This is a genomic window from Alphaproteobacteria bacterium, assembly GCA_005883305.1.
Classification (GTDB): Bacteria; Pseudomonadota; Alphaproteobacteria; order Sphingomonadales; family Sphingomonadaceae; genus Allosphingosinicella.
On sequence record VBAC01000001.1, the window covers coordinates 939,027 to 963,035 of the forward strand.

General features: G+C 68.0%; 17 protein-coding genes and 1 pseudogene. 11 read left to right on the forward strand and 7 right to left on the reverse strand.

All coding sequences use genetic code 11. From position 1 onward, the window contains the following. Positions 1 to 28: 28 nt before the first annotated feature. Positions 29 to 535 (forward strand): hypothetical protein, encoded by a 507-nt coding sequence (locus E6G92_04670; GenBank protein ID TMJ19106.1) that lies wholly within the window; start codon positions 29 to 31, stop codon positions 533 to 535. On the opposite strand, the gene greB is transcribed toward E6G92_04670, so the two are convergent. Beyond that, positions 519 to 1,001, reverse strand: coding sequence for a transcription elongation factor GreB (greB, locus tag E6G92_04675; protein ID TMJ19107.1), 483 nt, complete (start codon positions 999 to 1,001; stop codon positions 519 to 521). The genes E6G92_04670 and greB overlap by 17 nt on opposite strands. Then, positions 1,001 to 3,004 (reverse strand): lytic transglycosylase domain-containing protein, encoded by a 2,004-nt coding sequence (locus E6G92_04680; protein ID TMJ19108.1) that lies wholly within the window; start codon positions 3,002 to 3,004, stop codon positions 1,001 to 1,003. The genes greB and E6G92_04680 overlap by 1 nt, the downstream gene beginning before the upstream one ends. Before the next feature lie 95 nt (positions 3,005 to 3,099). On the opposite strand from E6G92_04680, the gene E6G92_04685 reads away from it, so the two are divergent. From E6G92_04685 to E6G92_04710, 6 genes are all read left to right on the forward strand, one after another. Beyond that, entirely contained in the window at positions 3,100 to 3,975 is an 876-nt protein-coding gene (locus E6G92_04685) for a 4-hydroxy-tetrahydrodipicolinate synthase (protein TMJ19109.1), read from the forward strand. Positions 3,976 to 4,089: 114 nt separating this feature from the next. After that, complete coding sequence (smpB, locus tag E6G92_04690) at positions 4,090 to 4,572, forward strand: SsrA-binding protein SmpB (protein TMJ19110.1); 483 nt, start codon at positions 4,090 to 4,092, stop codon at positions 4,570 to 4,572. Beyond that, on the forward strand, positions 4,565 to 5,137 hold the full coding sequence (locus tag E6G92_04695) for a DUF2062 domain-containing protein (protein TMJ19111.1): 573 nt from the start codon (positions 4,565 to 4,567) through the stop codon (positions 5,135 to 5,137). The genes smpB and E6G92_04695 overlap by 8 nt, the downstream gene beginning before the upstream one ends. Before the next feature lie 56 nt (positions 5,138 to 5,193). Next, entirely contained in the window at positions 5,194 to 7,245 is a 2,052-nt protein-coding gene (locus E6G92_04700) for a M13 family metallopeptidase (protein ID TMJ19112.1), read from the forward strand. Positions 7,246 to 7,247: 2 nt separating this feature from the next. Then, positions 7,248 to 9,623 carry a response regulator gene (locus E6G92_04705; protein ID TMJ19113.1) on the forward strand — a complete coding sequence of 792 codons (2,376 nt, stop codon included), beginning with the start codon at positions 7,248 to 7,250 and terminating at the stop codon, positions 9,621 to 9,623. Between the two features lie 38 nt (positions 9,624 to 9,661). Continuing rightward, entirely contained in the window at positions 9,662 to 10,021 is a 360-nt protein-coding gene (locus E6G92_04710) for a response regulator (protein TMJ19114.1), read from the forward strand. A 178-nt stretch (positions 10,022 to 10,199) separates the two neighbouring features. Here E6G92_04710 and E6G92_04715 read toward each other — a convergent pair whose 3' ends face one another. After that, positions 10,200 to 11,420, reverse strand: a complete 1,221-nt coding sequence (locus E6G92_04715; GenBank protein ID TMJ19115.1) for an AIM24 family protein — start codon at positions 11,418 to 11,420, stop codon at positions 10,200 to 10,202. Here E6G92_04715 and recA point away from each other — a divergent pair. Beyond that, positions 11,411 to 12,481, forward strand: coding sequence for a recombinase RecA (gene recA / locus E6G92_04720; protein ID TMJ19116.1), 1,071 nt, complete (start codon positions 11,411 to 11,413; stop codon positions 12,479 to 12,481). The two genes, E6G92_04715 and recA, sit on opposite strands and share 10 nt — an antisense overlap. Before the next feature lie 67 nt (positions 12,482 to 12,548). Next, positions 12,549 to 12,894 (forward strand): annotated as a pseudogene (locus tag E6G92_04725) (DUF559 domain-containing protein). A 65-nt stretch (positions 12,895 to 12,959) separates the two neighbouring features. Here the strand turns inward: E6G92_04725 and E6G92_04730 are convergent. Beyond that, positions 12,960 to 14,216, reverse strand: a complete 1,257-nt coding sequence (locus E6G92_04730) for a multidrug effflux MFS transporter (protein TMJ19117.1) — start codon at positions 14,214 to 14,216, stop codon at positions 12,960 to 12,962. Between the two features lie 283 nt (positions 14,217 to 14,499). On the opposite strand from E6G92_04730, the gene E6G92_04735 reads away from it, so the two are divergent. Continuing rightward, on the forward strand, positions 14,500 to 15,123 hold the full coding sequence (locus E6G92_04735) for a glutathione S-transferase (protein TMJ19118.1): 624 nt from the start codon (positions 14,500 to 14,502) through the stop codon (positions 15,121 to 15,123). Between the two features lie 160 nt (positions 15,124 to 15,283). On the opposite strand, the gene E6G92_04740 is transcribed toward E6G92_04735, so the two are convergent. Continuing rightward, on the reverse strand, positions 15,284 to 16,594 hold the full coding sequence (locus E6G92_04740) for a dicarboxylate/amino acid:cation symporter (GenBank protein ID TMJ19119.1): 1,311 nt from the start codon (positions 16,592 to 16,594) through the stop codon (positions 15,284 to 15,286). Between the two features lie 204 nt (positions 16,595 to 16,798). Next, a complete protein-coding gene (locus E6G92_04745; GenBank protein ID TMJ19120.1) occupies positions 16,799 to 18,823 on the reverse strand; it encodes an elongation factor G in 2,025 nt (674 codons plus the stop codon). Between the two features lie 568 nt (positions 18,824 to 19,391). On the opposite strand from E6G92_04745, the gene alaS reads away from it, so the two are divergent. Then, complete coding sequence (gene alaS / locus E6G92_04750; protein TMJ19121.1) at positions 19,392 to 22,073, forward strand: alanine--tRNA ligase; 2,682 nt, start codon at positions 19,392 to 19,394, stop codon at positions 22,071 to 22,073. Positions 22,074 to 22,205: 132 nt separating this feature from the next. On the opposite strand, the gene E6G92_04755 is transcribed toward alaS, so the two are convergent. Further along, the gene (locus tag E6G92_04755; GenBank protein TMJ19122.1) at positions 22,206 to 23,987 is read right to left on the reverse strand and encodes a sodium:proton exchanger; all 1,782 of its coding nucleotides are present in this window, start codon (positions 23,985 to 23,987) and stop codon (positions 22,206 to 22,208) included. Positions 23,988 to 24,009 lie beyond the last annotated feature (22 nt).

Here is a 24,009-nt window from a genome sequence, read left to right on the forward strand (position 1 = left end):
GAGGCGTCACTGAACAAGGAGGCACGAGATGCTTCGGCAGGCGCTCTCGATCGGACTGGCGGCATGCGGACTTTCCGCCTGCGCCTGGGGCTATGACGGCTATTACGAGCCAGGCTATTCCTATCCCAACGGCTACGTTTACCCGAACGGCTACAATTACGGCTCTGGCCCGATTTACTATCAGGGCACGCAGTGGAACCACCCGCCGGCGCCGCAGGCGCCGCGCCAGCCCTATACGGGCGAGCTGAGCGGCCCCGGAGTGCCGGTGCTCGACGACTGGCTGAGGGAGACGACCGAGGGCCGGGCGATCGTGACCCTGGGCTTCCACGACGCCTTCAACGGAGTGATCAGCGAGAATGTCGCGCAGCGGGCCAACATCTGGTTCCGCCATTATGCCGACCAGAATCGCGACATGACGATCACCGACGAGGAGATAAGGGCGGCCCTGGTCTCGGGCGCCGGGCGCTACCTTCCGGCGCCGACCGGCGAGCCCGTTCCCGCCCCGGCTCCGCCTCCGGTCACGACGGGTAGGTGATCGTCAGCACCTCATAGTCGTGCGGACCGCCGGGAAGGACGGCCCGGCGGATCTCGCCGACCGCCGCTCCGCGCACCGCCCGGGCGAGCGGCGAATGGAAGCTGATTCGTCCGGCCGAAGCGTCGGCCTCGTCCTCCCCCACCAGAGTCACGATCCGCTCGTTGTCATCCTCGTCGGCCAGCGTAACGGTGGCGCCGAACCAGGCCCGGCTCTTGTCGGGCTGGCGCGCGGGATCGGTGACCTTGGCGTCCTTCATCCGGCGGGCGAGGAAGTTGATCCTCCGGTCGACCTCGCGAAGGCGCTTGCGGCCATATTGATAGTCGGCATTCTCGGATCGGTCGCCGTTCGCCGCCGCCCAGGAGATCGTCTCCAGCAGCTTCGGCCGCTCCACGCCGTAGAGCGAATCATATTCCTCGCGCAGCCGGCGATAGCCGTCCGGAGTGATGTAGTTCGGCCGTTCCGCCATCAGCCGCGGGGGCTTTGTCCAAGATAATAGGTCAGCCGGTTGCGGACGGGCGCGCTTCCGCGATTGGGGTTCATGACATCGTAGACGACCGTGTTCTCGAGCACGCGCTGGACGTAGTTGCGAGTCTCCGAGAAGGGGATCTCCTCGATCCAGCGGACCACGTCCGCACCCGGCGAGCGCGGATCGCCGTTCGCCGCCAGCCAGCGCCGCACATTGCCGCTGCCGGCATTGTAGGCCGCCGCGACGAGCACCGCGTTGCCGCCCCATTCGTCCATCAGCTGCGAAACGTAATGGCTGCCGAGCAGGACGTTGTAGCCGGGATCCTCGGTCAGCCGCCCGAGCTCGTAGGGGACGCCGACCCGGCCTGCCGTCTGCCGCGCCGTCCCGGGCATCAGCTGCATCAGCCCGCGGGCGCCGGCGTTTGAGACGGCGGTGCGCTCGAACGAGCTTTCCTGGCGAATGATTCCGTGGGCGAGCGCCCAGTGGCGGGCGTAAGCGGGCGGGATCGTCACTTCGGGAAAGGCGGAGCGGGCGTAGAAGGTCTCGCCGCCGGTGCGCGCCTCTCGCGCCGCCCAGACGCCGACGTCGAGCCGGCCGATCGAGCGGCCGAACTCGCCGGCGAGCGCGCGCTCGCGGTCGTCCTGCAATTGCTCGGCGAGGGCGCGGACGAACAAAGTCTGGTCGCTGCGCCGGCCGACCGAGCCGAGATAGCGGACCGCCTGGGCTAGCGGGCGGGCGGCGAAGGCCGCGCGGTCGGCGGGGTCCACGGGGAGGGGCACCGGCGGCGGAGTCACCTGCCGGCCGAGCCGCTCCAGCGCGAGCTGGCCGTAGAACTGGTCCGGGCTGGCCGCCGCCTGCTCGAGCCAAGCGCTCGCCTGGGTCGGGTTGCCGGCGGCGTTGGCCGCGCGCGCGGCCCAGTAAAAGCCCTTGGCCCGGGTCTGCGGCGAGCGCGCAGCCCGGGCGTAGAGCTCGAACAGGCGCGCCGCGTCGGCGGGCCGGCCGAGGTGGAACATGGCCGCCATGCCGCCGAGCCAGGTCAGGCTCGTATAATCGTCGCGCTCGCCGTAGGGCTGATCGCTGACGTCCGTTCCCGCCGGGTAGATGTCGTCGACCTTGGAAGCGATGCCGTAGACCTGCGTCCACTGGTTGTCGTTGGCCGCGCCGCGGGCCAGGGTCAGCGCCGTATCGAGATAGCGCGCCGGGCTTGCGAGCGGCCGATCGAGCCGCGCGCGCGAGGCGAGCAGGCTTCGCGCCGCCGCCGGCTGGTTGGTCGCGCGCAGCCAGACCGCCTGATCGAGCAGCAGCCCGCCGTCGCGGCGCGAGGCCGAGTCGAGCGCCGCGGCCTGGGAGGCGGCATCGGGCGCTCGGGTCTGCAGGGCGAGGCGCGCCTGAAAGAGCGGCCGCCTGACGGGGGAAGCCCAGGCCAAGGCCCTCGCCGCGCTCTGGCTGTCGCCATTGCCGAGCAGGACGTCCATCCGCTGATCGTGGTCGCTCGCGGTGAAGCTGCTGCCGAAGGCGCCGAGCAGGCGCTGCTCGAGCTCGACCGGCATGACGCCGGAGGTCCAGGCGCGGCGCGCCGCGGCCCGCGCCTCGTCGGCCCGGCCGCCGGCCTGCAGCGCGAAGGCCATCTGGGCGTGGCCGGCCGCGGTCAGAGGCGGAAAGACGGTGAAGAAGCGAAGCGCCTCGCTCGGCGACACCGCTTCGGTCGCGGAGCGCTGCTCGGCGGCGCGGCGCATCGCGGCCTCGCCCGGCCAGCCGCGGTGCGAGAGCAGGAAGCTGGAATAGGATGAGAAGGGCAGGCTGTCCGTCTGCCGGAGCGCGCTCCAGCGCTCGATGTCGGCCGCAATCCCGCTCGAATAGCTCGGCGTGGCGGACTGGTAGGCCTGATAGGCCTGGGTCGTGCTGGACTGCCTGGCGCCGGTCTCCACCGTCTGCGCCATCACCGCCGCCGCGGACACCCCCAGAAGGAGCAACAGGCCCGCTCTCTTTTGCACGCTGGACAGAATAAGCCCCCCCTCCTTATCAGCACCTGAACGTCCCCGCGACGTCCGCCCGCCTTATCTAAGGCAGCGCCCGCGCCGGGGAGAAGGAGCTAAGCATGTTCAGGGGCTCGATTCCGGCTCTAGTGACTCTCTTTCGCGACGAAGCGTTGGACGAGGCGGCCTATCGCGGCTTCTGCGAGTGGCAAATCGCCGAAGGAAGTCATGCGCTTGTGCCCTGCGGCACGACCGGCGAATCGGCGACCCTAAGCCCGGCCGAGCATCGCCGGGCGATCGAGATCGCCGTCGAGGCGGGCGCGGGCAGGGTGAAGATCCTCGCCGGCTGCGGCTCCAACGACACCGCCCACGCCATCGCCCTGAGCCGCGCGGCAAAGGACGCGGGGGCCGACGCCGTCCTCCACGTGCCACCCTATTACAACCGACCCAACCAGGACGGCATTTACGCCCATTTCGCGGCGATCGCCGAGGCGGTCGACTTGCCCATCATGCTCTACAACGTGCCGGCGCGCACGGTCACCGACATCGCCGTCGAGACGATGGGGCGCCTCGCGCAGATCCCGAACGTGATCGGCGTCAAGGACGCGACCGGAAACCTCGCCCGGGTCTCCGCCCAGCGTGCCGCCTGCGGCGCGGACTTCGTCCAGATCTCCGGCAATGACGACATGGCGCTCGGCTTCAACGCGATGGGCGGCGTCGGCTGCATCTCGGTCACCGCCAACGTCGCGCCGCGTCTGTGCGCCGACTTCCAGAATGCCATGCTTTCAGGCGATTGGGGGGCGGCCCTCACACTTCAGGACAAGCTCTACCCCCTCCACGCCGCCCTCTTCACCGACGCCTCGCCCGGCCCTGCCAAATATGCGCTGGGCCGGGTGCGGCCCGAATTCGCCTCACCGCTTCGCCTGCCGATGACCCCGCCGAGCGACGCCAGCAAGCGCGCAGTGGACGCGGCGCTCGATCATGCGGGTTTGATCTGATTCCTCAACCCGCTCGTCCTGAGCCTGTCGAAGGACGTTCCTTCTTCTGCATCGTTCAAAAAGAAAGAGAGGGGCTTCGACAAGCTCAGCCCGAACGGATAGAGCGCTCGCACCATGCCCCGCCCCAAGCCCGAGGAATTCGACAAGAAGAAAGTGGTCGCCGAGAACCGGCGGGCGCGGTTCGATTATGCGATCGAGGACAAATATGAGGCGGGGATCGCGCTGACCGGGACCGAGGTGAAGTCGCTTCGCTTCGGCGAGGGATCGATCGCCGAGAGCTACGCCGAGGTGAAGGAGGAGGAGGTCTGGCTGGTCAACGCCAACATCCCCGAGTTCAGCCACGGCAACCGCCACAATCACGAGCCGAAGCGTCCGCGCAAGCTGCTGCTCAACCACCGTCAGATCGCCAAGCTCCACGGCGCGGTGGCCCGGCAGGGGATGACGCTCGTCCCGCTTTCCATCTACTTCAACAGCCGCGGCAGGGCGAAGGTCGAGCTGGCGCTGGCCAAGGGCCGCAAGAGCCACGATAAGCGGGAATATGAGAAGGAAAAGGACTGGAAGCGGGAGCAGGGCCGGCTGATGAGGCAGCATGGCTGATTCCCCGGGCAAGTCCTGGCTCGACCGCTGGGTCGCAAACAACATGCCGAGCCGCGAGCAGATGGCCGAGAGCCGCTGGATCAGGCTGTTCGGCCTGCGCATGCTCAACAGCGAATATTGGCGCTTCACCCGCCGCTCGGTGCCGCGCGGGGTGGCGATGGGGCTGTTCGTCGGAATCTTCTTCCTGATCCCGGGGGTGCAGATCGTCGGCGCGATCCTGTTCTGTCTACCCGTGCGTGGAAACATCCCGATCGCCGCGGGCATGACCTTCCTCACCAACCCGCTGACCACGCCGTTCCTGATCATCGCCTCGATCCCGGTCGGCAATCTGTTCGGCTTCCACGCCGACGCGGCGGCGGTCAGTGGTATGTACGACCGCTCGGCGCCGATCGGCGAGTGGCTCGCCTGGCTGGCGTCGGACGCGGCCCCGGCTTTGGTCAGCGGCCTGTTCATCATCGCCGTGGCGAGCGCCGCGGCAGGTTATATCGTCGCGATCCTGTTCTGGCGCTGGTGGACGGCGCGCAAATGGCGCCGCCGCGCCGCCCGGCTCGCCCGCGCCGATTGATCGCTCCTTCGACGCTGCTATACCGCGGCCACACACCTCAAGCTGTCGGGAAAACCATGCGCAAGCTCATCATCGCCCTCGCCGCCACCACCGCAATCGCAACCGCCGCCGTCGCGGCTTATGGCGCCGCCCAGCCGCACGCGGGCCATGCCGCCGCGCCCGCCGCCCGGCCGGAGCTCGGCACGTTCGGGTTCGACGCCACCGGCATGGACCGCAACGTCGCGCCCGGGCAGAGCTTCTACAATTACGCCAACGGCACCTGGGACAGGACCACGGAAATCCCCGCCGACCAGGCCAATTACGGCATGTTCACGCGGCTCGCCGACCTTTCCGAGGCCCGCACCCGCACGATCCTTGAGGAAGCCGCGCAAACGCCCGGCAGCCGGATGGGCGATCTCTACGCGGCGTTCATGGACGAGGCGGCGATCGAGCGCGCGGGGATCGCCCCGATCCAGCCGGTGCTGGCCCGGATCAAGGGCATTTCCGACCGCGGCCAGTGGGCGGCCGAGCTCGGCCGGATCGCCCATTACGGCATTCGCGGGCCGATCGGCGGATTCATCCGCAGCGATGAGCGCCACCCGGACGTGATGATCGTCCATCTGGGGCAAGGCGGCCTCGGCCTTCCCGACCGCGATTATTATCTGAGTCAGGACGCGGGCCTCGCCGCCAAGCGCGCCGCCTACCAGGCTTATCTCACGCAACTCCTCACGCTCGCCGGCGAGCCCAATGCCGAGGCGCGCGCCGCGGCGGTCGTCGGCTTCGAGCGCAGCCTCGCCGAGGTCCAGTGGACCCGCATCCAGAATCGCGACGAGAACGCCACCTACAATCGCTGGGCGACGGCCGATTTCGCCCGCAACGCGCCGGGCCTCGATTGGGGCGCCTATTTCCGAGAGGCGGGTTTCGCCGGGCAGGAGACGTTGCTCGTCGCCCAGCCGAACACCTTCACCGCTTCGGCGCGGATCGTCGGCGAGGCGCCGCAGGCGGTGCTCAACGACTATCTGCTGCTGCGCGTGCTCGACCGGATGTCGCCCTATCTTTCGAGCAATTTCGTCGACGCCAATTTCGCCTTCCGCGGAACCACTTTGAACGGCACGCCGCAGATCCAGGACCGCTGGAAACGCGGCGTGGCCCTGGTCACCGGAGCGCTTCCGGACGACGTCAGCCAGGTCTACGTCCAGCGCTACTTCCCGCCCGAGGCGAAGCGCGCCGCGGACGCGCTGGTCCACAACATCATCGAGGCGATGGACCGGCGGCTCCAGACTTTGGCCTGGATGGCGCCGGCCACGCGCGAGCGCGCCAGGGCCAAGCTCAGGGCCTTCACGCCGAAGATCGGCTATCCCGATTTCTGGCACGATTATTCGAGCATCCGGGTCAGCCGCACCAACCTGGTCCAGAGCCTGATGAACGCGTCCGAATGGGATTATGCGTTCGAGCTCTCCCGCCTCGGCCGCCCGGTCGACCGGCGCGAGTGGGGAATGACCCCGATGACGGTCAACGCCTATGCCAACCCGGTGTGGAACGAGATCGTCTTTCCCGCCGCGATCCTCCAGCCGCCCTTCTTCGATCCGCACGCCGATCCGGCGGTCAATTACGGCGGCATCGGAGCGGTGATCGGCCACGAGCTCAGCCACCATTTCGACGACCAGGGCAGCCAGTATGACGAGCATGGCGCGCTCACCGAATGGTGGACCCCGCAGGACCGCGAGCGGTTCAACGCGCTGACCGCGCGGCTCACGGCCCAGTATGACGCCTATGAGCCGCTGCCGGGCCACCATGTCCAGGGCGCGCTCACGCTCGGCGAGAATATCGCCGATCTTGCCGGCCTCACCGTCGCCTACGACGCCTATCACCATTCCCTCGGCGGCCGGCCCGCGCCGGTGATCGACGGGATGACCGGCGACCAGCGCTTCTACCTCGGCTGGGCGCAGGTCTGGAGGCGCAAATATCGCGAGGCGAACCTGCTCCAGCGCCTCCTGACCGATCCGCATTCGCCCTCCGAGCAACGCGTTGCGGTCGTCCGCAACCTCGATCCCTGGTACGGAGCGTTCAACCCGGCGCCGGGAAGCCCGCTCTACCTCGCGCCCGAGCAGCGCATCCGCATCTGGTAGGGATGGCGAGCGCGGCCTCTTTCCCCGAAGGCGGCCGCGCGGCACGCCGGATCGATGGCGCTGCGATCCTGTTCGCTCTGGCCGCGCTCGGCTCGGCGGCCTTGCTGCTGTGGGCGGTCAGGAGCCCGGTTTTCGCCGGCGCCTTCCTCGCCGGTCTGATCGGGGCGGGCGGCCTGTTGCTGCTGCTTCGTCCGCAGGCAGCGGCGGCGGCCGATACGGAGCGCGATTCGGCGCCGGACATCGGGCTGCTGCGCGACGCGCTCGACGGCGCGGGAGGCGCCGCCGCCCTGACAGATCCCGAGGGCAATCTGGTCTGCGCCAACCAAGTCTGGAGCGAGTGGTTCGGCTCGGCGAGCCTGCCCAAGGCGCTCGCCCGAGCCGCTCCGACGGCGCGGCGGGACGGCGCTGCGGCGATCACCCCGATCGCCATCGACGGCCGCGCTTATGAAGGCGAGGTCAGGCTCGCCGGCTCGGGCGAGGACCGGCTGCTCTGGCGCCTCGGGCGCGCCGAGCAGGACGATCTGGCGCAGATCGCGGGGCGGATGATCGGCGGCGAGGTCGGCCGGCGGATGGGCGAGGCCGGCCTCATGGTCGCGGTGGTCGACTCGGCGGGAACGATCCGCGCCGCCAACGGCGCCTTTGCCGTCCGCGCCGCGCGTCCGGGAGAGGACGGCGAGATCGCCGGCTCGGCGTTCGTCGACCATCTGGCGGCGTCCGCCGGCGGCCAGTTCCACTTCGCCGCGGAAGGCCAGGCGGCGACTCCGCTACGGATCGTCCAGGTGCCGGGCGGGGAGGAGGAGGCGTCGTTGTCCTTCTTCCTGCTGCTCGACGACATTCCGGGCCCTCGCGGCGACGACGAGAACGCGCACGTTCACGCCTTGCTTGACAGTCTGCCGCTCGGCCTCGCTTTGGCCGACACGGACGGCCGCTTTCTGTTCCTCAACAAGGTGTTCCGAAAGTCGGTCGGCCTCGGCGCGAGCGAGCGGCCGTCCTGGCCCGGCGACCTCGTCGTCGAGGACGACAAGGCGGCGGTTTCGGACGCGGTCCACCGCTTCGGCCGCGGCCGGGCGATGTCGGGCGACCTCGCCGTGCGGCTCAAGAGCAATCCGGAGGAGCCGGTGGCGCTGACCGTCGCCGGGGCGCGCGGGCTCGGCAACGCCGCGGTGCTGCTCAGCCTCAAGGACAATAGCGAGGAGGCGCGGCTCAAGCGCGAGATCGCCCAGGCGACCAAGATGCAGGCGGTCGGCCAGCTCGCCGGCGGAGTCGCTCACGATTTCAACAACATCCTGACGGCGATCCTCGGCACCTGCGACCTGATGATGATGCGCCACACGCCGGGCGATTCGGATTATGACGACATCCAGCAGATCCGCTCCAATTCGAACCGCGCCGCAAACCTGACCCGTCAGTTGCTTGCCTTCTCGCGCCAGCAGACGCTGAGGCCCCAGGTTCTCCAGCTCCCCGACGTGGTCGCCGAGGTCTCGCACCTGCTCGACCGGCTGCTCGGCGAGCAGGTGAAGCTCGAAGTGACCCACGGCCGCGGGCTCGGCGCGGTTCGGGCCGATCCCGGGCAGATGGAGCAGGTGATCGTCAACCTCGCGGTCAACGCCCGCGACGCGATGCTCGCCAAGGACCCGGCGGGCGGGGGCAGGCTGACCCTTCAGACCTTCGCCGTCTCCGCCGACGACGTTCGGCGGATGGGCAGCGACGTGCTTCCGATCGGCGACTATACGGCGATGAAGGTCACCGACACCGGCACCGGCATTCCGCAGCATCTGCTGAGCAAGGTGTTCGAGCCCTTCTTCACCACCAAGGAGGTGGGGAAGGGGACCGGGCTCGGCCTCTCCACCGTCTACGGCATCGTCAAGCAGTCCGGCGGCTTCATCTTCGCCGAATCGCAGATGCGCAAGGGAACCAGCTTCACCATCTACCTTCCGGTCCATCGCACCCGGCCGAGCGAGGCGCCGGCCAGGGCGACCCGCAAGGTCAAGGAGAAGGCAAGCGAGCTATGGGGGACGGGGACCGTCCTGCTCGTCGAGGACGAGGCGATGGTCCGAACCGTCGCCGAGCGTGCGCTGACCCGCCAGGGCTACACCGTGCTCGTCGCCGAGAATGGCGAGGAGGCGCTCGAAATCCTCGGCCGCGAGGGCAAGATCGACCTGATGATCTCGGACGTCGTCATGCCGACGATGGACGGGCCGACCACAGTTCGGGCGGCACGCGCCACCCATCCCAACCTGCCGATCCTGTTCATCTCCGGCTATGCCGAGGAGCAGCTGCGCAAGTCCATCGACATCCCCAACGTCTCCTTCCTCGCCAAGCCCTTTTCCGTCCAGCAACTCGCCGAGACGGTGCGCGACGTCCTCGCGCCTCAATAAGTCTTTTCCTTTGCGTAACAGACGCTAAGGCAGTCGCGATGCCGGGGACCATGAGATCCATCCTGATCGTCGAGGACGAGCCGCTGATCGCGATGATGCTCGAGGATTTCCTTGCCGAGCTCGGCCACACTGTGGTGGCCTGCTGCGAGACGGTCGCGGCGGCTATGGGCCATGTCGAGAGCGGCGGCTTCGAGGTCGCGATCCTCGATGTCAGCCTCGCCGACGGCAAGGTGTGGCCGGTCGCCGACCGCCTCGCCGCCGCGGGCACGCCCTTCATTTTCGCCACCGGCGGCCACGTCGATCCGCCGCCGCCCGAACATGCCGGCGCTCCGGTGCTCGCCAAGCCCTATACGATCGACGCGATCGAGCCGGCGCTGGACCAGGCCTGCGGCGATTAGGCTGTTTCGGTGGGCCTAACCCTCCCCCTGAGGGGGAGGGCGGGGTGGGCGTTTACGGAGCTCGCGGCCCGTCGCCGACGCCCGAACCCCTCACCCCAACCCTCTCCCCATGGGAGAGGAAGTTTCTAGTACCCCGCCGAATTTCAATGCAGCCAAAGGGCCATTCGCCCGCCGCGGTTCAGAACATTTCGCGGATGCCGCTGATGCCGTCGGCGATGATCGATCCGGCGCCTTCGCCGCCGCCGACGAGCCTGCCCACCCCGGCCGCGATGCCCACGGCGTCGCCGAGGCTGACGCCGCTGACCAGGCTCGCGCCCCCGACCGCCGAGGCCGTCTCGGCCGCGACCCGGCTGAAGGGGAGGGTCTGGATCCAGACCCTGCCCGGGCCGCGCAAGGCGGTGAGGAAGCCGCCTTCGTCGCCGAGCAGGCCAGTCTTGATCGAGCGCCACATGCTGTCCTGCATGATGTCCATCTCGACCTGAGGCTCGTGCGCCGCGACGCAGCCGCCGTCGACATGAATGACCTCGCCGGCCTTGAGCTCGCGCTCGATGATCGAGCCGCCGACGTGGAGGAAGGCCCAGCCCGTGCCGGTCAGCTTCTGCATGACGAAGCCTTCGTCGCCGAAGACGGCCGAGCGAAGGCGGCGCTGCATGGCGATCGAGATGCCGACTCCGCGGGCGGCGGCGAGAAAGGCGTGGCGCTGGCAGATCAGGCTTCCGCCCATCGCCTCGAGCTTCACCGGAATGATCTGGCCCGGCGTGCGGCCGCCGACCGCAAGCCTCGCCTTGCCCTGCGAGCCGGCGTGCTTGAACTCGGCGAGGAACATATTTTCGCCCGCCATGGCGTTCTTCGCGGCGCTGGCCAGCTTGGCTCCAAGCCCGGCGTCGGGCCTGCTGCCGTCGCCGAGGATCATGTCGAAGACGATCGCGCTGTCCTTCCAGATCAGCGCACCCGGCTCTGCGACCACCGATTCGCCCGGGTCGAGCGCGATCTCGGCATATTGCATGTCGCCTTCGCTGATCGCGAAGTCGATGTCGTTGACGATCTCGGGCTGCGCCTGGTGGGCGGCATAATATTGGGCGCTGACCGCGCTCAGCGTGTAATCGTCCGGGCGGGTGTCCGGGAGCGGCGAGCGCTTGCGGCCGAAGCCCGATTGCGGCGCCGCGCCATAGCCGCCGCTATTCGATCCCCAATTCGAGTCCACTCGCAGGCCCTCCCGCCGAAGCCGGCATTGTGCCGGATCATGCCTAAGGACAGGTAAAGCCTGAATTTCGCCCGCCCGGCGAGCGGGTTTGCCCGTAAAAGTTTCCCTCTTGTTCTGTGGGAACAAAGAGGATACATACTCCTGCATTGATCGACGCCCATCGAGGCAATACGGGAGAGCCAGCCATGACGGCATCACTTCAGATCGTTTCCGACAGGAGTCCGATGGACAGCGACAAGCAGAAAGCCCTCGACGCCGCTCTGGCGCAGATCGACCGCGCGTTCGGCAAGGGATCGGCGATGCGGCTCGGCTCGCGCGAGGCGATCGAGATCGAGACCATTTCCACCGGCTCGCTGGGGCTCGACATCGCGCTCGGCATCGGCGGCCTTCCGCGCGGCCGGGTGGTCGAGGTCTACGGGCCGGAAAGCTCGGGCAAGACCACGCTCGCGCTGCACGCGATCGCCGAGGCGCAGAAGAATGGCGGAGTCGCCGCCTTCGTCGACGCCGAGCACGCGCTCGATCCGTCCTATGCCAAGAAGCTCGGGGTCAATATCGACGATCTGATCGTCTCGCAGCCCGACACGGGCGAGCAGGCGCTGGAGATCACCGACACTCTGGTACGCTCGAACGCGGTCGACATCCTCGTCGTCGATTCGGTCGCCGCTTTGGTGCCGCGGGCCGAGATCGAGGGCGAGATGGGCGACAGCCATGTCGGCCTCCAGGCGCGGCTGATGAGCCAGAGCTTGCGCAAGCTCACCGGCTCGATCTCCAAGTCCAAATGCCTGGTCATCTTCATCAACCAGTTGCGCATGAAGATCGGCGTGATGTACGGCAATCCGGAGACGACGACCGGCGGCAATGCGCTCAAATTCTACGCCAGCGTCCGGCTCGACATCCGCCGGACCGGCCAGATCAAGGACCGCGACGAGATCATCGGCAACACGACCCGTGTGAAGGTCGTCAAGAACAAGCTCGCGCCGCCGTTCAAGCAGGTCGAGTTCGACATCATGTATGGCGAGGGCGTTTCCAAATTGGGCGAGATCCTCGATCTCGGCGCCAAGGCGGGGATCGTCGAGAAGTCGGGCTCGTGGTTCAGCTACGATTCGATCCGCATCGGCCAGGGCCGCGAGAACGCCAAATCCTACCTGCGTGACAATCCGGACGTGGCGGCGCGAATCGAGCGCGCTATCCGCGGCCACACCGATCAGGTCGCCGAGGCGCTGATGGTCGGCCCCGAGGCGGAGGACGACGTCTAAAACGGTTCTTTCCTCCCTGTCGCCGAAGGCGATGGGGAGGGGACCACCCGCAGTGGTGGAGGGGCCAATGCGGCAGACGAGCAAAGCGAGGGTCCGGAAAGCGCGAGCGCTTCGGCGGGCGATGACGCCGCCGGAGGCGAAGCTCTGGACGTTGCTTCGCACCCGCCCTGACGACCTCAAGTTCCGCCACCAGCATCCGGTGGGCCGGTACGTTTTCGATTTCTATTGTGCCTCCGCCAAACTCGGCATCGAGATTGACGGTATCGCGCACGAGCGACAATCCCGCCCGAGACGGCAGGCGGGACCGGTGGTTGCGGAGCAAGGGCTATCGCGTCCTCAGAATTCCCGCGACAGAACTCAAGGCGAACCCGAAAGGCGTTCTCCGGCACATTCTCCGCGCCTGCGCCGAGTAGCCCCTCCAATGCTGCGCCTGGTCCCTCTCCCCATCCGCTTCGCGGACAGGGAGGAAAAAAGCCGCTTAGGCTTCGCCCGCGACGCTGGTGGCGATCAGGGCGGCTTCCGCTTCGTCCGGCGCTGGGCGCTCTTTCGGATTGGCCCAGATCGCGACCGGCAAGGCGAGCGCTCCGCCGAGGACGAAGCCGGTGACCAGCGGAATGGTGGTGCCGTCGAACATCTGGCCGATGACCAAGCCGATCAAAGCGCCGCCGATCGTGGTGATCAGCCCCTGCAGCGCTGAGGCGGTGCCCGCGATATGGCCGAGCGGGCTCATCGCCATCGCGCTGGCATTGGCGCCGACCAGGCCGAAGCAGGCCATAGTCAGCGCCTGGAGCGCGATGAAGCTCCACAGGGTCTCGCCCCAGAGCAAGGCGACGGCCAGATGAAAGGCGGAGATCGCCGTCAGCGCCGTCAGCGCGCGGAGCAGCAATTTCCTCGGCCCCACGCGCATCACCAGGCGCATGTTGGTGTAGGAGCTGATGGCCATCGGCCCGGCGATGGCTGCGAAGACGAGGCCCATCAGCTCGGGCCGGCGAAAGACGTCGAACACGATCTGCTGGACCGAGCCGATGAAGGCGAAAAGGCCGCCGAAGGCCAAGGTGGCGGCGATCGTGTTGCCGATCGATTCGCGCCGCCGGAGGGTCTCGCCCATGCCTTGGGCGATGTTGCGAAAGGATAGCCGGCGGCGGTCCTCCACCGCCAGGGTCTCGGGCAGGCGCAAGGCGCTCCACAGCGCCAGCCACAGGCCGTAGGCCGCGAGCAGGGCGAAGATGTAGCGCCAGCTCGCCACCGCGATCACCGCCTGGCCGAGGCTCGGCGCGAGCACCGGAACGATCATGAAGATGATCATCGCGGTCGACATGATCCGCGCCATCGCCGCGCCGTGATAGCGGTCGCGGATCACCGCGACGACGAGCACGCGAAGCCCGCCCGAGGCGATCCCCTGGGTGAATCGGGCGGCGAGCAGCAGCTCCATGCTCCCGGCAAGCCCCGAAAGCGCGCCGAAGCCGGCATAAGCGAACAGGCACCCGACCAGCAGCCGCTTGCGCCCGAAGCGGTCTGCGAGCGGCCCGAAGGCGACCTGGCTGAGGCCGTAGCCGAGCAGGAAGAAGGTGATGACCAGCTGCCGGTCGTTGTCGCGCGCCACGCCGAGCGCCTCGCCGATCGCCGGAAGCGCGGGCAGCATGGCGTCGATCGCCATCGCGTTCGACGCCATCAGGGCCGCCATCAGCAGCACGAATTCCTTGCGGCCCGGCATCCGGGCCTCAGCGCCAGCCATGGCGAGGGTCCTGTTCAGGGAAGGCGGCCTGTAACGCCCGCCGCCGTGCGTGCAAGCTCGATATTCGCTTTGGCGCGAGCCTCGGTTCGGCGGCGTCGTCGCAATTATTTCACGCGAAGACACGAAGGCGCGAAGAGGCTGAGCGGGTCGCCGCTGCCAGCAATTGCTTCGGCTTCGGCGTGCACCCAAATTGGGCCTTCGGCCCCTTTTTGCCTTCTTTGCGTCTTTGCGTCTTCGCGTGAAACCGATTTTTCTTCCTAAACCCTTGGTCTAGGAACGGCAGATGATCGTCGTCCACCATCTCGAAAATTCGCGCTCGCAGCGCATCCTGTGGCTGCTCGAGGAGCTTGGGCTTCCCTACGAGGTCAAGCGCTACGAGCGCGATCCAAAGACCATGCTCGCTCCGCCCGAGCTCGCCCGAGCGCACCCGCTCGGCAAGGCGCCGGTGATCGAGGATGAGGGGCGGGCGATCGCCGAGAGCGGGGCGATCGTCGACTATCTGGTGGAGAAGGCGGAAGGGCGGCTCGGCCCGCCGGCCAATCGCGATTCGGTGCTTCGCTATCGCCAGTTCGTCCATTATGCCGAAGGCTCGATGATGCCGCCTCTGTTCGGGCTGCTCATCGTCGGCCGGCTCGGCCTTCTCGGCCGCCCGGCCCGCGAGCCGATCCAGAAGATGCTTGGGCGCCATTTCGACTGGCTCGAAAGCGAGCTCGAAAGCCGCGACTGGTTCGCCGGCGACGAATTCACCGCGGCCGACGTGATGATGAGCTTCCCGCTGGAGGTCGCCCGCACCCGCGCCGGCCTCGGCGCGGAGCACCCCAACCTGGCCGACTGGCTCGAGCGAATCCACGCACGCCCGGCCTATGCCGCGGCGCTGAAGGCGGGCGGGCCTTACGCTTATGCGTGAGGATTAGACTCGAAGCCGGTCAGCCTGCTCGTTCCCCGGCGAAGGCCGGGGCCCAGGAGCCGAAGGCTTCGCAAGGCTTTCGCGTCCGAAACCCGGCGAGCGCCGGGCCTGGACCCCGGCCTTCGCCGGGGAGCAGCAGGTGACCCGGTGAGAATCCCCTCTAGCTCTCCGCCGCCGGCGGCGTCGCCCTGTGCGACGGCGCGTGCGGGGGCTCGATGTCGGCGGGCTCGGGCGGGTCGAGGCCGCCCTCCCAGCGCGCGACCACCGCGCTCGCCACCGCATTGCCGACGACGTTGGTCGCCGATCGGCCCATGTCGAGGAAATGGTCGATGGCGAGGATCAGCAGGATCCCGGCCTCGGGGATGTTGAACTGCGAGAGCGTGGCGGTGATCACCACCAGGCTGGCGCGCGGCACTCCGGCAATGCCCTTCGAGGTAACCATCAAGGTCAGCAGCATGGCGATCTCCTGACCCCAGGTCAGGTCGATGCCATAGGCCTGCGCGATGAAGATCGACGCGAAGGTCATGTACATCATCGAGCCGTCGAGATTGAACGAATAGCCCAGCGGAAGGACGAAGCTGGCGATCCGCGGCGGCACGCCGAACCGGTCGAGCGCCTCAAGCGTGCGCGGAAATGCGGCCTCCGAGGAGGCGGTCGAGAAAGCGAGCACGATCGGATCGCGGATGTAGCGAACGAGCAGCCGCGTTCGCGCACCGACGATGACGAAGCAGATGCCGATCAGCAGGATCCACAGGATCAGCAGGCCGAAATAGAAGCTGCCCATGAAATAGCCGTAGGTGCCGAGGATCGCCGGCCCCCGCTCGGCGATCGTCGCGGAGACCGCGGCGAACACCGCGACCGGGGCGAAGCGCATCACATAATCGGTGACCTGGAGCATCACCTTGACCAGGCCTTCCATCGCCCGGACCAGCGGCCGCGCCGGCTCGCCGACCGCGGTGATCGCGACTCCGAGGAAGATCGAGAAGACGACGATCTGCAGGATGCTGTTCTCGGCCAGCGCGTCGATCATCGATTCGGGGAAGATGTGGGCGATGAACTGGGCGAAATCGAACGCCGAGCGGTCGACCCCGCTCGACGCGGTCTCCGGCGGCAGCGGCAGGCCGAGGGCCGCGCCAGGCTGAAGCAGGTTGACGAGGATCAGGCCGAGCGTGAGCGAGACCAGGCTCGCGCAGAGGAACCAGCCGATCGCCTTGGCGCCGACTCTGCCGAGCGCCGCCGTGTCGCCCATATGGGCGATGCCGACGATCAGCGTCGAAAGCACCAGCGGGGCGATGATCATCTTGATCAAGTGGAGGAAGATCGTCGTCAGGATCGAGACGTAATGGGCGTAAGCGGCGAGCTTGGCCTGACCTTCGGGCGTCGAGTCGCCGATCGCCGCGTTGAGCGCCCAGCCGACGACGATTCCGAGCAGAAGCCCGCCCAGGATCCAGTAGGTCAGCTTCTTGGCCATTCGCTCGCTCCCCTGTGACGGCCTCGACGAGGAAGCCGATTGTCGCGCGCCGGTCAAGCGGCGGGGATATCCGGACGCACGTTGCTTGCCTTTCCCCTCCCCCTGAAGGGGGAGGGTAGGGTGGGGGTTTACGGAGTCGGTGGTTAACCGCTTACGCTGCAACCCCTCACCCCAACCCTCTCCCTATGGGAGAGGCAGCAGTAGCTAGGCCGGTTCCAGCTCCTTCTGAACGACCTTGTCGGCGAGCGTTCCGTTGAGCTCCGCGAGATGGTCGAACTCCGCCTCGTAGGTGGCGAGGCCCTGGCTCAGCGAGCGCAATTCGGCGTCGAAGCCCTGCATCTCGGCCTCCGGGACCAACGCCTCGATCCGGTCCCAGCGCGACCAGCCCTCGCGCGGCGCCATGCCGAGCATCTGGCCGCGCCGGCTGGCCACCGCCGAGGTCGCCTTGGAGGCGGCGTTGCTCGGCACGGTGATCGTCACCTTCTGCACCGGCTCGAGCAGATGCGGCGCGGCGGCGGCGAGCGCTTCGGCCATGCCGATCCGCCCCGCGGTCCGGAACGCGATCTCGGAGCTGTCGACCGTATGGTAGGATCCGTCGATCAGCAGCACGGCGACGTCGACCACCGGGAAGCCCAATGGCCCCTTGACCATCGCGTCCCTGACGCCGGCCTCGACCGCCGGGATCCACTGCTTGGGGATGACCCCGCCGGTGATCTTGTCCTCGAACTTGAAGCCTCCGCCGCGTGCCAGCGGCTTGACCTCGATCACGCAGTCGCCGAACTGCCCGTGGCCGCCCGATTGCTTCTTGTGCCGGCCGCGCTGGGTGACGGTCTTGCGGATCGATTCCTTGTAGCCGACCGAAGGCTGGCGCGAATCGACCGGAACGCCGTAGCGCCGCTTGAGCCGCTCCAGGGTCACCTTCAGATGCTCGTCGTTGACTCCCCGAAGCCGGGTCTCGTGCATCGTCTCGTCCTGCTCCCAGATCAGCGCCCGGTCCTCCTCGGTCAGCTTGTGCAGCGCGGTCGACAGGCGCACGTCGTCCTTGCGGTCGCGGGTGGCGATGGCCAGCGCGTAGTTGCGCACCGGCTGGGCGATCTCGGGCGTCGGCGGCGCCTTGCCCGAGGCCAGCCATTCGCCGGCGCCGACGCCCTCGAGCTTGGCGATCGCGACCACGTCGCCGGCACTGGCCTCGGCGAGCTTGGCCGTCTTCTCGCCCTGGACTCCGAACAAGGTGCCGATGCGCACCGCTTCGCCCGCGCTCGACTTCAGCTCCTGGCCTTCCTTCAGGCTGCCGCCGAAGATCCGGGCGAAGGAGACCCGGCCCATCGCGCCGCCATGGCTGACCTTGAACACGAAGGCGCAGGCCCCGCTCGCGCCGAGCCTTGCCGCCGCCACGTCGGGGGCGGGGGCCTCGTGGCGGAGCGCCTTCATCAGCCGGCGAATGCCCTGAGTGCCGGTGGCCGAACCGAACAGGACGGGGACGATCTGCCCCGCGCCGGTCTCCTTGGCGAGATCGGTGAACACCGTTTCGCGGTCCGGCACCTCGTCCATCAGCAATTGCTCGAGCAGGGCATCGTCATGGTCGGCCAGCTTCTCGAGCATCTGGTTGCGCTCGATCGCCTCGCGGTCGGCGAGGTCGGCGGGGATTTCGCGCTGCTCCGATTCCTGGCCCTTGCGGTAATAATAGGCCCGCTCGAGCGCGATATCGACGAAGCCGGTCACCGCCTCGCCCTCGCGTATGGGGATCCAGCGCGCCACCAAGGGCGATTTCGACATCGGCTGGAGCGATTCCAGCAGCGCCTGGATCGATCCGCGCGCCTGGTCGATCTTGTTGACGAAGATCATGTGCGGGATTCCGAGCTCCTCCAGCCGGCGCAGCGTCGGCTCGGCGAGCAGGGCGCGGTCGGGATCGGGATCGACCACGACCAGAGCGAGGTCGGCGGCCGCCATGCCGAGCGCGCCGTCGGCGGCGAAGCCGACCGACCCCGGCGCATCGATCAAAGCGTAGCGGTCGCCCATATAGTCGAAGTTCATCAAATTGAGCTCGGTCGATCCGCCGCGCGCGCGCGCCTCGGGACTGGCGTCGCCGACGCTCGATTTGTCGGCGACCGATCCCTGCCGGGCGGCCGCTCCGGAGGCAAAAAGAAGGGCCTCGGCGAGGCTGGTTTTCCCAGCGCCGCCAGGCCCGACGAGCGCGATGGTTCTGGTGCCTGCAGCTCTTCCGGGCATGAGCGTCTCCTTGCGTCGAGGCGACGTCCGTCCGCGGAAAAGACGCGGGCGACGCGCCTTATGGGGGAAGCCGCCAGCCTTCACCCGTTTGTGCCCGAGCGCAAGGGGGGTTTGGCCTGGCCAGACGGAAAAACGGGCTGGGCCCGGCGAGGACAAGCACAAGCCTCCACATCCAAAACCGTTCGTCCCGAGCGAAGCCGAGGGACCCTGCCGAGCGAAGCCCAGGCTCTGTTTCTCGGCTGCCCTCGAATGGGTGTCTCGACTTCGGCCTCCAGCCGAAGTTTACCCTGAGCGCCTTCCTTGCAGGCAGTCGAAGGGCTCGACACGAACGGAGGAATGTTCGTCTGGACCGGGGTTGCGAGCCCACAGCGTTCGTTCTATGTTCCCTTCATGGAATGTCTCCGTCCGCGCACGATCGGCTCACTGGATCGATGCGCCGGCTGGCTCGAGAAGTTACAGAAGTGACGAGATTCGCCGAGCGAGCGGGTCAACATCGTCACTTCTGTGGGACGTGCTCACCTCCCAGCCCTTGCTTGCCGCAGCGCAGCATGTCGCCTAGATCGCGCTCATGACCTCGACCAACGACATCCGGCGCGCCTTCCTCGATTATTTCGGCCGCGAGGGGCACCAGGTCGTGCCCTCGGCGCCGCTCGTCCCGCAGAACGATCCGACGTTGATGTTCGTCAACGCCGGCATGGTGCCGTTCAAGAACGTGTTCACCGGGCTCGAGACCCGGCCATATTCGACCGCCGCTTCCAGCCAAAAGTGCGTACGCGCCGGCGGCAAGCACAACGATCTCGACAATGTCGGCTACACCGCGCGGCACCTGACCTTCTTCGAGATGCTCGGCAATTTCTCGTTCGGCGATTATTTCAAGGAGCGGGCGATCGACCTCGCCTGGACCCTTCTCACCAAAGAGTTCGGCCTGTCGCCCGACCGGCTGACGGCGACCGTCTATCACACCGACGACGAGGCCTGGGACCTGTGGAAGAAGATCGCCGGCCTGCCCGACGAGCGGATCATCCGGATCCCGACCAAGGACAATTTCTGGGCGATGGGCGACAATGGCCCGTGCGGGCCCTGCTCGGAGATCTTCTTCGATCACGGCCCCGCGATCCCCGGCGGTCCGCCCGGCAGCCCGAACGAGGGTGGCGACCGCTTCGTCGAGGTCTGGAACCTCGTCTTCATGCAGTACGAGCAGGAAGCGAACGAGATCGTCCGCGACCTGCCGAGGCCCTCGATCGACACCGGCATGGGCCTGGAGCGAATCTCGACCGTGCTCCAGGGCGTTCACAGCGTGTTCGAAACCAATACGTTTCGCGAGCTGATCGGCGCCTCAGCCGAGTTGACGAAGACGGACGCGGGGCAAGCCAGCCACAAGGTGATCGCCGATCACCTGCGCTCGTCCTGCTTCCTGGTCGGCGACGGCGTCCTTCCGGCGAACGAGGGGCGGGGCTATGTGCTTCGGCGAATCATGCGCCGGGCGATGCGCCACGCCCATTTGCTCGGCGCCGCCGAGCCCCTGATGCACCGGCTCGTGCCGAGCCTCGTCGCGGAGATGGGCGCCGCATATCCCGATCTGGTGCGCGCCCAGCCGCTGATCGAGGAGACCCTGAAGCTCGAGGAAACGCGCTTCCGCCAGACCCTCGCCAACGGCCTGAGACTGCTCGACGAGGCGACCGCGGCGATGAAGCCGGGCGAGACCCTGCCGGGCGCGACCGCGTTCAAGCTCTACGACACGTACGGCTTCCCCTACGACCTTACCGAGGACGCGCTCCGCGCGCAGGGCTTCGGAGTCGACCGCGCGGGCTTCGACAGCGCGATGGCCGAGCAGAAGGCCGCCGCCCGCGCGGCCTGGAAGGGCTCGGGGGCGAAGGCGAGCGAGGACATCTGGTTCGACATCGCCGAGGAGAAGGGCGCGACCGAGTTCACCGGCTATCTCGGCCATGACGGCGAGGGCGAGGTCGTGGCGATCGTCAAGGACGGCGCTCGCGTCGAGCGCGCCGGCGCCGGCGACAGGGTGACGATCCTGACCAACCAGACGCCCTTCTACGGCGAGAGCGGCGGGCAGATCGGCGACACGGGAAAGATCATATCCGATAAGGGCCTGGACGCCGATGTTGAGGAAACGTCCAAGCCGCTGGGCAAGCTCCACGCACATCAAGCGGCGGTCAAGGCGGGCGAGGTTTCGGTCGGCGACGCGGTCCAGCTCCACGTCGATGCCGAGCGGCGCTCGAAGATCCGCGCCAATCACAGCGCCACCCATTTGCTCCACGCCGCGCTTCGCCGCCGCCTGGGCGATCACGTGACCCAGAAGGGCAGCCTCGTCGCCCCCGACTATTTCCGCTTCGACTTCTCGCACAACAAGCCGATGACCCGCGAGGAGATCGAAACCGTCGAGGCCGACGTCAATCGCCACATTCGCGAGAACCGGCCGGTCGGCACGCGCCTGATGAGCATGGATGACGCGATCTCGTCCGGCGCAATGGCCCTGTTCGGGGAGAAATATGGCGACGAGGTCCGCGTCCTCTCGATGGGGGACGAGGAGGAGCGCGCATATTCCGTCGAGCTTTGCGGCGGCACCCACGTCAATGCGCTCGGCGACATCCAGCTGCTCAAGATCACCTCAGAAAGCGCGGTCGCCTCGGGGGTGCGCCGGATCGAGGCGCTGACCGGCGAGGCGGCGCGGGCCTGGCTCACCGCGCGCGAGGACAAGCTCAAGGAGGCCGCCGCCTCGCTCAAGGCCTCGCCCGAGGAGGTTCCCGCGCGAGTGGCCGCACTGGTCGAGGAGCGCCGCCGGCTCGAGCGCGAGCTGGCGGAGGCGAAAAAAACGATCGCCCTCTCTGCGCAAGATCTCACCACGGGCTCGCCCGAAATCGGCACAGCCAAGCTTGCTACGGGACCCGAAAAGGTCGGTGATGTCTTCTTCACGCCGCTGCTGCTCAATGACTTTGATCCCAAGGAGCTGCGCAGCCTTGTCGATGAAAAAAAACGCTCGATGGGTACTGGGGTGGCCGCGATCATTTCCGTGCTCGGCGGACGTGCAACCGTAGCGGTTGGGGTTACCGACGACCTTACTGACCGCTTCAATGCGGTCGATCTCGTCCGCAGGGCGGTGGAAGCGGTCGGCGGCCAGGGCGGCGGCGGGCGTCCGGACATGGCCCAGGGCGGCGGGCCGGACGGCGGCAAGGCGGCGGAGGCATTGGAGGCGGTCAAGGCAGCGTTGGCGGACCAGCCGGCCGAAGCCTAGGCTCGAGCCCGCCCAAATCGTTCCCCGGCGAAGGCCGGGGCCCAGGAGCCGAAGGCTTCCCCAGACCTGTCGCGCCCGAAACCCGGCGGGTGCCGGGCCTGGACCCCGGCCTTCGCCGGGGAACAGCCTTCCCTAGCGCATCAACGCGTCCCTGAGTCGCTTCCCCCGCTGGACCGGCTCCTGCTCCATCTCGCCCATCTGCATGATCTGCTGCCTGAGCTCAGCGCGCTTCTCGTGGATCGAGGCGATCACCGGGCCCATCGCCAGGCCCAGATCGACCAAAGCCGCCTCGGACAGCTGGAGCGAGGATTCGAGCGTCTCGGGAACCGCGTCGGTGGCTCCGGCGCGATAGAGCTCGGCGGCGTGGCTTGCGTCCCGGGCGCGGGCGACGATGGTGAGGTCTGGGCACCACGCCCGCACCCGCTTCACCATCCGGACCGCCTGCACCGGATCGTCCATCGTCAGGATGAGCGCGCTGGCGTGCCCGAGGTTGAGCTTGTCGAGCAGCTCGGGCCGCGCGGCGTCGCCGAAGATCAGCCTGAAGCCCTCGGCCCGGCCGGCCTTGATCGCGTCGATGTTCGAATCAACCGCGACATAGGGCTTGCCGTGGGCGGCGAGCATCTCTGCCACCAGCCTCCCGACCCGACCGAAGCCGACGATCACCGCCCGCGGATCCTCCCGCGTCGGCACCGTCACGGGATCCTCGGCGGTGCCGCGCTCGATCCGCTGGGCCGCGTCGCGCCCGACGCGCGCCAGCAGCGGCGTCAGCGTCAGGCCCATCGCGGTCACCACCTGCCAGAAGGAGGCGGTGTCGCGGGCGATCACCCCGGCGGCCGCGGCGGCGGCCAGCACGATCAAGGTCGTCTCGGACGGCGAGGCCATCAAGAGGCCTGTCTCCGCCGCCACCGCCCTGCGCGCGCCGTCGAGCCGAAGGAACGTCGCCGTTACCAAAGTCTTGAGCAGCATCACGCCGACCAGCGCGAACAGCAAGGCCTGCCAGTTGCCGGCGATGAAGGCGAGATCGACGCTCATCCCGACGGTGATCAGGAACACGCCAAGGCCGAGGCCGCGGAACGGGGCCATCATCACCTCGACCTCGCCATGATATTCGGTCTCGGCGATCAGAACGCCGGCGACGAGCGCGCCGACGATCGGCGAGAGGCCGGCGGCGGCGGTGGCGAGGCTGGCGACGATCACCACCAGCAGGCTGACCGAGAGGAACAGCTCCGGACTCTTGGTGCGCGCCGCCTGGGCGAACAGGCTCGGGAGGACGAAGCGCCCGAGCACCAGCATCACCGCGACCACCGCGCCGCCGACCAGCAAGGTGTTGAGCAGCCCCGAAAAGCCCTCGGCGCCTGCATGGGGCGCGAGCGCTCCGAGCGCGAAGACGATCGGAACCAGCGCCAGGTCCTCGAACAGAAGCATGGCGAAGGCTGCGCGGCCGACCGGGCTCGCGGTTCCGACCAGCGGAAGCACGACCGCGGTCGATGAAAGGGCCAGTGCGAGGCCGAGCGCCACGGCGGCCGCCCAGCCGCTGCCGGCGGCGAAGTAAATCGCCGCGCCGATGAACAGAGCGGAGACCGTCAGCTCCAGCCCGCCGACCCCGAAGACCAGTCGCCGCATGCCCCACAGGCGCCGGAACGACAGTTCGAGACCGATCGAGAAGAGGAGGAGGGTGATGCCGAGCTCGGCGAACGGCTCGATCGCGTGCGCGTCGGTGATCGTCACGTAATTCAGCCATGGATAGAAGCCGGTCATCGCGCCCAGGCCGAACGGGCCGACCAGAATGCCGATCAGGATGAAGCCGATGACCGGGCTGATCCGCACCCGAGCGAAGGCGGGGATAACGATCCCCGCTGCGCCGAGGATGACGAGCGCGTCGGAAAGTCCGGAAGTGCTGAATTCGGAAGCCATCTTGCCTTTATGCAGGAACGGG